Here is an 11,999-nt window from a genome sequence, read left to right as displayed (position 1 = left end):
GACTGCGACTGCGACTGCGACTGCGACTGCGACTGCGACTGCGACTGCGACTGCGACTGCGACTGCGACTGCGACTGCGACTGAAAAAATGTGTTATTTCAAACTCATAAGCAAGAAAAAATAACTGATATCCCTCTTAAAATTAAGAAAAATTTGATCTTTTTTCTTCAAATACCCACGCTTCTGAAAACATTTCACCAAATTATTTCCTTTTAAAAACACTTTTTAAATATACAACTTAAATATACAATGCATTGATTTATAATGATAATGCTTCTTTCTTCATACTGAATACTCCCCAACATCGTAAGATTCTCTCATTTCAAATCCTTTGATCAAAATCATTCTCTTGCTCCATTACAAGTAAGGAAGATGGATAAAATGATTAAAGAAAAAACATCTCTTATAAACGCTCTCAAGGACTAAGAGCTTTCGTAAGATTAAGAGCTAAAATAATATAATGGTGCCAACCGGTACTTTATAAAATAAAGGTGGTACTCCCTAACGGCTTCTGCATTCATGAAAGCCCTTACATTATATTATTCACGGATAACATCGTAAAATGAATTCGAGCGTACTGAGAAACACTTACTTAAACAAGAAATGTAACAATACAATAATATTCTGTTTTGGTTGCTCTGCTTTGCATGAAAAACGCAACCCCATTAAAAAATGAGGGTAATAAAAGCGTGAAGAACTGGAACAGCTCCATGAAAAAAATATTGCTATGAACGCTTTTAAAACGATAAAATCAAATAAAAAGATGGTAACGATAGACGCTCATTTTTACCTTTACGCTCCAAAATGAATCTGTGTTCTCATCAAAGATAAATAAAGCAGATATAATATTTTTCACTCTAATTGGGTATAACATCAAAACGACTCGTACAGTACAAAAACATTTTATTTTCTGTTACATGCTGCTGTATGAGATTTGACTGTCAAACAACATCAAAAACACGATCTTCTTAAATCCACACCCTTCATTTTAATATTGCGCAGACTTTAGAAAAAGCTTTATGGATCGATATCAATTTGAACCAGAATAGAACTGAGCATTTTGGAGTATACCGCTAAGCATTGCCCCCTTATCCAAAGAATATTGCCCCTAAAATAAAAAAAGCAGCAAAAACTGAAAACGATAACGCCCCCGAACCAGAGCCAAAGGCGCTTCTGCTGGTCCCATAACAGAGATATTTTTTCCCGTGGCGCTGCTTAATGCAATGTACATATATCATATTTTGCTGCTTGGATGCTTATTCTGAATAATAAGAAGAGTTCAAGTAAAGCACCTTAAGCAAAAAGACCTTCGCTTTATGCGATACTGGTTTTAGAAAAAGCTTTGCGGATCAATATCAATTTGAACCCGAACGGAACTGGGCATTTTGGGTATACTACTAAGCATTACACGTATAAACCCTTGTATATCAAAAGAGCGCTGTCCTTTCAGCAAAAGCCGAAAACGATAACGCCCCCGAACCAAAGCCAAAGGCGCTTCTGCTGGTCCCATAACAGAGACATTTTTTTCCCGTGGTGCTACTTGACGCAATGCGCGCGCATAATGTTCTGCTGCTTGGCGCTGTTGTGCCGACACAATCAAAGAGGCAAGCCGCCCATAGGGGGGCAAATGATAATGCTGACGTGCTGCAATCTCACGTGTGTAAAAATCTTCTGGCTGGCATGCAAGTAAGGCTTTGATGACCGGATGATCTGGTTGATAAGTTTGCAATAATCCTAAACTCTTCAATCCCACACGCCCTGCTCTTCCGGTAACTTGAGAAAGCAGCTGATAGGTACGTTCACTTGCGCGTAAATCGCCATTGGCAAGACCAAGATCAGCATCAATAACACCAACCAGAGAGAGCTTGGGAAAATGATGTCCTTTAGCGACCAGCTGTGTTCCAATAATAATGTCTACATCGCCATTGGCAATGGCTTGCAATTCGCTTCGCAACTGCCCAATTCCCCCTTTAAGATCTGTTGAAAGGATCAATGATCGCGCTTGAGGAAAAAGCATCTGTGTTTCTTCGGCAATTCTTTCCACACCCGGTCCGCAAGCCACAAGATGATCTAAGGTTCCGCATTCAGGACAGGCTTCAGGAAGTGGTTCATGATATCCACAATGATGACATTTCAGTTGCCCTTGCGCGCGATGTTCTACCAACCAACTTGAACAATCGTTACAATGAAAACGATGTCCGCAAATTCGGCATAAAGTTAAAGGTGCATAACCACGGCGATTAAGAAAAAGAAGAGCTTGTTCACCCTTATCAAGCGTTTGTTTTAAAGCTCTTTCAAGAGCAAAGGAAATAAAGCGCCCCTTTTGCACCCCTCCTTGACGCATATCAACCACCCGCAACTGTGGAAGTGCGACTTCTTTAAAACGGGATGGTAAATGCACCTTTTGATAACGCCCTTTTAAAACATTGGCTTGGCTTTCAATCGACGGTGTGGCTGAGGATAAAATAACAGGAAAATGCTCAAAAGAGCCCCGAGCAACTGCCATATCACGCGCATGATAAAAAATGCGCTCTTCTTGTTTATAAGCGCTATCATGTTCTTCATCGACAACAATTAAGCCAAGCTCAGGAAAGGGAAGAAAAAGCGCCGAACGAGCCCCAGCCACAACACGCACCCGCCCTTCTGCGACTTGCCGCCAGACGCGTTCTCTACGACGTGGCGTCAAATCAGAATGCCATTCTGCTGCCGCAGCGCCAAAGCGCGCATAAAAACGATCTAAAAACTGCTGAGTTAAAGCAATTTCCGGCAATAAAATTAAAACCTGCTTATCGCCTTTGAAGGCTTGAGCAACCGCTTCAAAATAAACTTCTGTCTTTCCAGATCCAGTCACACCATCAAGCAAAAAAACTTGAAACTGAGAAGATAAAACACCTTCCCGCAATACTGTTGCTGCTTCATTTTGCGCTCCCTGCAACTGAGGAGGACAAAAATCAGGATCAGGCATTTCCACAAGGTCAGGAGCAGGAACCATAACATCTTCGAAAACTCCTAGAGCTTTTAAACCTTCAACAACAGAAACCGAAGTTCCAGCCGCATGTGCCAGACCAGAACGTGTCCATATCTTCTCATCACGCACCAATTCCAAAATCCGTGATCGCGCTGGTGTGAGACGTTCTACATTGCCACCACAATATCGCAAACCCAGCATCTGCGCTTCCGGCTCTAAAGCAGCCGGTACAGACAAAACCAATCGTGCAACAAGACCAAAAGGTGCCATTGTATAGCGACTAACAAAACGCAAAAATGTGATCATTTCTGCCTTTAATGGGGGGCAATCAAAAACATGAAGAAGAAAGCGTAATTTTTCACGCGCCACAGGTGCAGCCCCTTGCCCATCGGCTCTCTTTTCTTCAACGTCCACAACAAAACCGCAAAGTTCACGCCCCATCACCGGAACCCGAACAAAAGACCCAACGTTCACCTCCATAGAAGATGGAACTTTATAACTATAAGGGTGAGCAACAGGAAGAGGAACCAATACGGATACAATCTTTTCCTCCATCATGTTTGAATTCATCTTTTTAACCAATCTACAACCCCTCAAGCACCAACAGGTCTATACCTATCTTTAAATACTCTTAATTAAAATTCATTGCAGGATTCAATCTTTCCCCCCTATCACAGCACTTTTCTCACAAAAATTCTTTTAAACACTCATTCCATCATCAAAGCACCAACAAAAAACCAATCTCATCCTCTATAGCAAAAAAACCAGCGCCATTCTCCAGTGCAAATAAAGCCCATCTACTATAAACATTCAACATGATATCGTAAGTATACCCCTCCACAACACTATCCCATAGTGCAACTTATTCTTAACACAAAAACTTTTATTTTTTTTGCGCCTCATGTTTCAATTTAATCCTCAATAAACTGATTCATAAAGATAATTCACTTTTTGTATGTTGAATGAGAACCCCTCAATACGATAAATTTTTCTCATTTCAAACCCATCGAGGAACATTTGTAAATCTTTATTAATGAGAGAGAGTACGCCATGTTTTTGAGTACCGGTGGGATAATAGTGCGCAAAACCATCGCAATATTTGTCTTGGCAATATTTGTCTTGCTTCATGCCAAAGCGTGGAAACAATGCGTACATTTTTCAACCTAGTTGAAACTACGCAACAACAATACAAGCAATAAGCCGGTACCAACACACACCTTACCAGCTCGTGGATGTTGCCAACAAGCCCCTTGGCACTTAAAATGATTCATAAAAGGTATTTTCTCTTCTTTTTTGGACAGTTTCACTCTCCACGGCTTTTCCCGTTTATCACCCGCAAGAAAATGATTTTTATTGATTCAACATAAAACAGGCTTAGAACGAGAGAATCTACGATTTTCGGGGTTCTCATTCAACATACAAAAAGTGAATTATCTTTATGAATCAATGCAGTACAAAAGTATAGGGTTAAAAAATTGTTTATACAGATTTTTATTGTCAAAAGATCTTTCCAATGAAATTTTTAAGACATTAAACGCTATTTTAGCCCATTTTTCTCATCTTCTTATGGAACTTCCAATGACTATAAGTCATTGAGGGTCCTCGCCACATTTCAAAAATGAAGATTCTTAACCCCGCCGATCTATAAATAATGTCCTGTACATAATGTTTTGTAAATAATCCTGCTTCCTAAACGGACTTACAACTTCTTTATGTGATTCATATCTCCCTCCTAAAGTAAGCTAATTTATAAGATACAGCTCCTTTCTCTAAATATTTATCAAACTCTCATACAAATCCACGCCCTTTTCGCAACGCAAACCATGAATGGTATAATGATAAATCCACTGATCACCACCATCTTTACGCTTCACAAAGGAGTAAACCAGCACCATCACATACCTTGCCAGCTCATGAATGTTGCCCCCCCTTAGCACTTGAAACAATTCATAAGAAGCATCTTGAGTACTTTCTGAAATACTTATTCCCCACATTCCTGCCCCTCTTATGACGTGCAAACAAGTGATTTTAATTGATTCAATATAAAGCAAAATACGTGATGAGAAAATCTTTCTGTCTTTGGCGTTATAATTTAAGTTAAACAATTATTTATCATTATAAATCAATATGTTGACCATATAAAATATTTCATGCGTAAAATTTTACATGCCTTCTTCAATGGTGTTTTATTACGACACAATGAATCCATTCGTTTTCATCAAAAATAAGGTTAAACGTACCGAAGGTATCTTATGATGCACACTCAAATATCAAGAGCAATCGCAAATAAGAAATGAGCAAAGTGTGTGATAATGCTAGCCTATTTTCATAAGTATAAAAATACCGCTACGCAAAAATGTTGGTACACAATGAATTCTATACCTTATTACGAGCAACACTATGAAATGGGTGTGAAAACGATAAATCGTATTTCTTTACCGAAAACGAGTATATGATTAACATCATAGCATTCTTGTTCTTTACACAGATATTAATTCTTTCTCTTGCTTTTGCCGTCAACAATAGCGCATAACAAAAAATAGGATAAAAGCTAAAAAGAAGAGGTTAGATATGAAGTTTTTTGTGGATAGCGCCAATATCGAAGAAATTCAAGAGTTACAGAATTTAAGCCTTGTTGATGGTGTTACCACCAATCCCTCTCTTATCCTAAAATCAGGACGCAATATTCTTGATGTTACAAAAGAAATTTGTGCTCTCGTTAGCGGACCTGTTTCTGCTGAAGTTGCAGCAACTCAATTTGAAGACATGATGAAAGAAGCGGCTGTTTTAGCAAAGATTGCCGACAATATTTGTATCAAGCTTCCTTTAACACTTGATGGATTAAAAGCCTGTAAAGCCCTCACAGCAGCAGGACTAAAAACAAATCTCACCCTTTGTTTTTCTGCCAATCAAGCCTTATTAGCAGCCAAAGCAGGCGCGACATTCGTTTCACCTTTTATTGGGAGACTTGATGATTGCGGAAATAATGGAAGTGAACTGCTTCATGAAATACGCACAATTTATGATAACTATAACTTTGAAACACAAATCTTAGCCGCTTCAATCCGCACCGTTAATCATGTCAAAGAAGCAGCACTAAGCGGTGCTGACGTTGCAACAGTTCCACCAACAGTCTTAAAAGCCCTGGTCAAACATCCTCTCACCGATAAAGGGTTGCAAATATTCCTCGACGACTGGAAAAAAACAGGACAAAATATTGTTTAATGGCTAGAAATTTTATTGGAAAGATCTTTTGAAAGTAACAAAAAGATCTGTTCAGCCAACTCTTCCGCGACACGTTTTTTTGCATCTTCTTCTGCTTGCAGCGTTGCATATTCTTGACGAAGGCGTTCAAAAGATGCATTCATCATTGCTGTTCCTTTTGCAACAGGCATATTTTTCATATCCTGCAAAGTATAAGAAGCTCTGCTCATAACAGTTCCAACAGAAGGTCGTCCCTCTCTCTTTCTATCATAATCAACCTCTATCTGCATCGATTCTCTTGTAAATACGGATGTCTGCAATGCTAATCGATAAGCCGGTAGAGAAGATTTACCCCCATTCCCATACAAAAGAAACAGTAAATGATTGCGCACCATTTGACCAAAACGATCTGAAGGTTCTTCCACAACAATAGAGGCGAGCTTTTGCGCAAGCCCCAAAGAAGCTTGCCCAGAAGCAAATTTTCCATAAGAAGCAGAATTCATCGCCATTGAACTCTGCGACTCCTGACGGTAAAGCGGCTCAACTTTGCATCCACACAACAGTGTGAATACACCAGCTAAAACGACAAGCAGAAAATTTTTAAAGAACGACATTCACAATCCTTTTTGGAACAACAATGATTTTTTTCACGGGCTTTTCAATCAGCTGCGCCTGTACAAAATCTAAAGCCAAAACCGCTTCTTTAATCATCGCCTCATCGGCTGTTGCTGCAACAGTCACCTCACCACGTTTTTTACCATTAATTTGCACCGGCAAAGTGTAACATTCTTCAACGATTAATGCAGGATCATAAACAGGCCAAGCAAGCGTAGACATTAAAGTCTCTTCCCCTAAAGCTGCATGACATTCCTCTGCTAAATGAGGCATCATTGGGGCAATCATGGCAAGAAAAAAATCCATAGCTTGACGTAAAGAAGCTTTCATTTCATCGTCAACACTTTCTATCCTATTTAACAACGGTGCCATAATATTCAAGAATTCATAAAGGCGTGCAATAGCCCGATTAAAAGCGAATTTTTCCAAATCATCTTCTACAGCGTGGAGCGTACGATGGGCTGCTTTTGAGAGTTCCAAAGCCGCTCCCTGATGCCCTGCACAAGGGGATATATCCTTTAAAACAGAAGCACTCAAAGCCACATGGCGCCAAACACGCTGGACAAAGCGATGAGCCCCTTCAACACCAGATTCTGTCCAGATAACATCCCGCTCGGGGGGAGAATCTGACAACACAAACCAGCGCACAGTATCAGCACCATAAGATGCAATAATATCGTCAGGATCAACAACATTCTTTTTTGATTTAGACATCTTCTCAATCAAACCAATCGTCACTTCACTTTGATCGGTTAATTTATAAGCCTGACGCTTTCCATCTTTTTCAACAATCGAAATTTCTGCTGGAGAAACCCAACCCTGTTCATCCCTATAGGTTTCATGCACCACCATCCCTTGCGTAAAAAGCCCCTTAAAAGGCTCATCAACCGTCACATAACCTAACAATTTCATGGCACGCATAAAAAAGCGCGCATAAAGAAGATGCAAAATCGCGTGCTCAATTCCACCAATATATTGTTGCACAGGCAACCATTCAGCGGTTGCGTGTTTGTCAACCGGTTCTGATGCAAAAGGAGCCGTAAAGCGTGCATAATACCAAGAAGAGTCAACAAATGTATCCATGGTATCGGTTTCACGTTTGGCAGGTTGACCACAGGAAGGACAAGTAACATTTTGCCATGTTTCATGCCGCGCAAGAGGGTTACCCGGTTGATCAAAAGTAACATCATCCGGCAACACAACCGGCAAATTAGCACGCGGAACAGGAACAACCCCACAAGTTGTACAATGGATCATGGGAATGGGGCACCCCCAATAACGTTGCCGCGAAATCCCCCAATCACGCAAACGAAATTGCACTGTTTTCTTCCCTTGCGGTTGCCCATTGAACATTTGTTTCTCAAGCCTTTTGGCTGCTTCTTCAAAGGCTTGTTGGGGTGTTAAACCATCCAAAAATCTAGAATTAATCATCACCCCATCACCAACATAAGGCGCTTCAGGTGTGACAAAATCTTCTTTCTCAACTCCTAAAGGCAAAACCACCGGTTTTATTGGAAGGTCATATTTACACGCAAAATCGAAATCTCTCTGATCATGAGCAGGACAACCAAAAACAACCCCTGTTCCATAGTCCATAAGCACAAAATTAGCGATATAAACGGGAATATGCACCGTTGAATCGAAAGGATGAACAGCCAAAAGGGGCGTGAGAAACCCTTGTTTTTCAGCTGTTTCAAGAGCTGCCGTTGTCGTTCCACCACACCGACAATTTTCAATAAAATCACTCAACGCTTTGTCTTTTTTTGCCAAAGCTTGTGCAATAGGATGATCAACAGACAGCGCTAAAAAGGAAGCACCAAAAAGTGTATCAGGGCGCGTTGAATAACAAACAACCTCATCAAATTTTTCACAAACATCACCAGCATCACCTGTCGACTTTAAAGCCCAACGAATCAGCAAACCTTGTGATTTTCCAATCCAATTTTTTTGCATGGTGCGAACTTTTTCAGGCCATTGGTTCAGCTCTTCAAGCCCAGCCAAGAGATCTTCACTAAAGTCGCTAATTTTGAAAAACCACTGGGTCAACTCACGTTGTTCCACCAACGCACCAGAACGCCATCCCCGTCCATCAACAACCTGTTCATTGGCCAAAACAGTATGATCAACAGGGTCCCAATTCACCTTAGCCACTTTACGCGCCACCAATCCCTTTTGATAAAAATCCAGGAACAACATTTGTTGGCGGTGGTAATATTCCACATCACAAGTTGCAAATTCACGCGCCCAATCGAGTGAGAGCCCTAATTGTTTTAATTGCCCGCGCATGACCGCAATATTTTGATAAGTCCAAGTTTTAGGATGCACTTTATTTTGCATAGCAGCATTTTCAGCCGGCATCCCAAAAGCGTCCCACCCCATGGGATGAAGCACATTAAACCCCTTTGCGCGTTTATAGCGTGCAACCACATCTCCCATGGCATAATTGCGCACATGCCCCATGTGAATACGGCCAGAAGGGTAAGGAAACATCTCTAAAACATAATATTTTTCACGAGCATCTTCTTGGACAGTCTGAAAAATTTTCTTTTCATCCCAAATTTCTTGCCATTTTTTTTCTCTCGCACGTGGATTATAGCGTTCACCTATCTTATAATGCTCAATCGTCATTCCCATTATACTCTTTTAATAAAACAGAACCAAAAACTTGTTTTATTATGCTTGATCATGGATTAACCTCATCGTCAACATTTTCGTGAAATATTTCCCTAAGTATTTTATAAAACTTTAAAAAAAACGACCAACTCTTGAACAACAACGATAAAGCACAAACATATGAAGATACAAACTCCCCTTGATGCCCCTTCCATTGAATCATGGCAAAACCTTCAAAAAGATATTGCAGCAATATGCCAAGAGTTACAACGCCCTGTAGAAGAAATTGAACTTATCGCTGTTTCAAAAACTGTTTCTGCTATTGATATACGACCCCTTTTGCAAGCAGGACAATCTTTGTTTGCAGAAAACCGTGTACAAGAAGCAGTACAAAAATGGCCTGCTTTACGTCAACAATTTGAAAATATTAAACTTCATCTCATCGGCCCCCTACAGTCCAATAAAGCTGCTGAAGCTGTAAAGATTTTTGATGTCATTCAAACGGTTGATCGTGCAAAAATAGCCAAAGTTTTGATGGAGGAAATGCAAAAGCAAAAAAGGCATCTTCCCTGCTATGTTCAGGTTAACATTGGCTTAGAACCGCAAAAAAGTGGTATCGCACCACAAGAAGCTATATCTTTTGTCAACCAATGCAAAAACAACTATGGACTTGATATCATCGGACTTATGGGCATTCCCCCTGTCGATGAAAACCCCGGCCCCTATTTCGCGCTCTTAGCAAAATTAGCAAAACAAGCAGGTCTTCCAAAGCTTTCCATGGGTATGTCCAGTGACTTCAAAACCGCTCTACAGTTTGACTCTAACGTCCTTCGCATTGGCTCTGCTTTATTTGGAAAACGCCCTGTGTAAAGCAATTCCCTCTCATATAAATTCACTCCCCCTTCATATAAATTCCCATTGAAAATTCTACGAACAAGCCCAAAACAGCAGAAATGAGAAAAAATATTTCCTTCAATATCAATAAAAGAGCAATTCTAGCAAAAAAGATTCCAGTCCCTCTTTCATCCTGTTAGCAAAATAAGCAAAAAAGCTGGTCTTCTCAAATTTCTTACCGGCACATCCACAACACATACAATAGCTTCAAGATAGCGTTACAATTTGGCTCTCATATTCTCGCACATTAGCTCTACTTTACTCCCCTCTGACCGCCTCTCCAGCAAAAGCAACGTAAAAAATAAATCCTTATATAAAGGCAAAATGATAAGAGGGGCGTTGCGCATGAATGAAAAAACTGTCGCGAAATAAATAATTACAAAAGAATATTTAATAAGATCATCGCAATGATCTCCATTAAAAACCACGAATTCTCTTAACTTCCCCAACACGCGCACACAATTTCCCCATATGCCAATGGCGTAAAGTAGATAAAAAAAGCTTATGGCTGCATAATACAGTAACAAAACTCTTTCATGTAAGCCACTTGAGCAAAATAAACATCTCAAATACCCAATAGAGCACCAAGAACCGCGCTAAACAACATGATAGCAATCTATAAGGTCCAACGATAGCATAGAGACTTTCTATGCTCTACAAAGCGTAAAATACGGTCAATATCCGCCTGAAAAATAAAAGAACGAATCCCACGCATGTGCGCATAATACATGCAAGAAAAACAATAGCAACAAAGCAGATTTCAATAACGATATCTCTTTATATTTCTCGTAAACAAATAGAAAAACTTCAACTTTTCATATGCGCAATTTTTCTGATTTTAAACTTTAATTAAGGAAAAACAGGGAATATTTCTTATATTTTAAAATATTGTAAATAATATTATTATCTTCTTAAGAAGAATATTTCATGTATACATATTATAGTTATTATTTATACAGTATTTTTATTGTTATTTTTAAAGTTTATCTTTGACATTTCTCTAAAAATACGCGATAGCCATTTGAAATGTATCATTGTGATACTACTTTTAATGTAGATAATTAAGAAGAATTAATATGTTTGGTTCATTCAACACATTCGGTCATATGGCGACAAAGCCTTCTTTTGGTCATTCGCACAATTCAAGACCTACTCATGGAAATGCATGTAGTCCTGGTGCTTTTATGTCTCACATGAATGCACGTGGCAGCGAAGTAGGATTTCCGGCAGGAGTAGTTGGTGCAATTCAAGGTGGTATAACTGGTGGGGGACCAGTAGGTGCATTTACAGGTGGAATGGGAGCTTTGTCATTGGGATACATAGGAGGTGCTGCTTGGGGCTTTATAGAAAAAGGTCGTGAGTGTTGGTTCTAATTTATAGAGAATAGCGACAAAGATATCTCTGAAATTAATAGTTTTGTAAGTATACTTGAAAGAATATACCAAAGTTAAATATCTACATCTATGGATAAAATATTTTTCAGGGATATCTATTGCGGATCACCTCTTATAATCAGGATTTTGTTATAATGAATATTCTTTATGAAATCATAAGACTGTTTTGCATTCTCATTGTCGTTATCCCTATATATGCTATTGGTTTAAAAAAAATTGGTGGCTACAGTTGGAAACTATCTATAAAAATAGCCTCATTGTCAGTTATTGTATTTTTTATTCTTGATAGTTTGTGTAGATATTTCGGTTTA

The 11,999-nt window shown here is 39.4% G+C and carries 9 protein-coding genes; 3 read left to right on the top strand and 6 right to left on the bottom strand.

From position 1 onward, the window contains the following. Positions 1–1,108 precede the first annotated feature (1,108 nt). The 4 genes from ACFINA_RS02565 to ACFINA_RS02550 form a co-directional block, all read right to left on the bottom strand. Positions 1,109–1,231, bottom strand: coding sequence for a hypothetical protein (locus tag ACFINA_RS02565; protein ID WP_375614522.1), 123 nt, complete (start codon positions 1,229–1,231; stop codon positions 1,109–1,111). A gap of 99 nt (positions 1,232–1,330) precedes the next feature. Next, positions 1,331–3,538 (bottom strand): primosomal protein N', encoded by a 2,208-nt coding sequence (locus tag ACFINA_RS02560; RefSeq protein ID WP_375615062.1) that lies wholly within the window; start codon positions 3,536–3,538, stop codon positions 1,331–1,333. 148 nt (positions 3,539–3,686) lie between these two features. Next, positions 3,687–3,809, bottom strand: a complete 123-nt coding sequence (locus ACFINA_RS02555) for a hypothetical protein (RefSeq protein ID WP_375608608.1) — start codon at positions 3,807–3,809, stop codon at positions 3,687–3,689. Between the two features lie 928 nt (positions 3,810–4,737). Then, complete coding sequence (locus ACFINA_RS02550) at positions 4,738–5,073, bottom strand: hypothetical protein (RefSeq protein ID WP_375606586.1); 336 nt, start codon at positions 5,071–5,073, stop codon at positions 4,738–4,740. 466 nt (positions 5,074–5,539) lie between these two features. On the opposite strand from ACFINA_RS02550, the gene fsa reads away from it, so the two are divergent. Then, positions 5,540–6,193 carry a fructose-6-phosphate aldolase gene (fsa, locus tag ACFINA_RS02545; protein WP_375608607.1) on the top strand — a complete coding sequence of 218 codons (654 nt, stop codon included), beginning with the start codon at positions 5,540–5,542 and terminating at the stop codon, positions 6,191–6,193. Here fsa and ACFINA_RS02540 read toward each other — a convergent pair. Further along, a complete protein-coding gene (locus tag ACFINA_RS02540) occupies positions 6,190–6,786 on the bottom strand; it encodes a hypothetical protein (RefSeq protein ID WP_375615017.1) in 597 nt (198 codons plus the stop codon). The genes fsa and ACFINA_RS02540 overlap by 4 nt on opposite strands. After that, entirely contained in the window at positions 6,773–9,415 is a 2,643-nt protein-coding gene (gene leuS, locus ACFINA_RS02535; RefSeq protein WP_375615061.1) for a leucine--tRNA ligase, read from the bottom strand. The genes ACFINA_RS02540 and leuS overlap by 14 nt, the downstream gene beginning before the upstream one ends. Positions 9,416–9,580: 165 nt before the next feature. On the opposite strand from leuS, the gene ACFINA_RS02530 reads away from it, so the two are divergent. Next, entirely contained in the window at positions 9,581–10,270 is a 690-nt protein-coding gene (locus ACFINA_RS02530; protein ID WP_375615016.1) for a YggS family pyridoxal phosphate-dependent enzyme, read from the top strand. 1,100 nt (positions 10,271–11,370) lie between these two features. After that, positions 11,371–11,667 carry a hypothetical protein gene (locus ACFINA_RS02525; RefSeq protein ID WP_375615015.1) on the top strand — a complete coding sequence of 99 codons (297 nt, stop codon included), beginning with the start codon at positions 11,371–11,373 and terminating at the stop codon, positions 11,665–11,667. Positions 11,668–11,999: the final 332 nt, after the last annotated feature.

The organism is Bartonella sp. AC10YNML, assembly GCF_042196825.1.
Classification (GTDB): Bacteria; Pseudomonadota; Alphaproteobacteria; order Rhizobiales; family Rhizobiaceae; genus Bartonella.
This window is presented reverse-complemented; position numbering and strand designations above follow the sequence as displayed.

Bases quoted from the DNA above. Each gene is read 5' to 3' on its own strand.
- ACFINA_RS02525 (WP_375615015.1), top strand. From the start codon at position 11,371: ATGTTTGGTTCATTCAACACATTCGGTCATATGGCGACAAAGCCTTCT.
- fsa (WP_375608607.1), top strand. From the start codon at position 5,540: ATGAAGTTTTTTGTGGATAGCGCCAATATCGAAGAAATTCAAGAGTTA.
- ACFINA_RS02530 (WP_375615016.1), top strand. From the start codon at position 9,581: ATGAAGATACAAACTCCCCTTGATGCCCCTTCCATTGAATCATGGCAA.
- ACFINA_RS02540 (WP_375615017.1), bottom strand. From the start codon at position 6,786: ATGTCGTTCTTTAAAAATTTTCTGCTTGTCGTTTTAGCTGGTGTATTC.
- ACFINA_RS02560 (WP_375615062.1), bottom strand. From the start codon at position 3,538: ATGAATTCAAACATGATGGAGGAAAAGATTGTATCCGTATTGGTTCCT.
- ACFINA_RS02565 (WP_375614522.1), bottom strand. From the start codon at position 1,231: ATGTACATTGCATTAAGCAGCGCCACGGGAAAAAATATCTCTGTTATG.
- leuS (WP_375615061.1), bottom strand. From the start codon at position 9,415: ATGACGATTGAGCATTATAAGATAGGTGAACGCTATAATCCACGTGCG.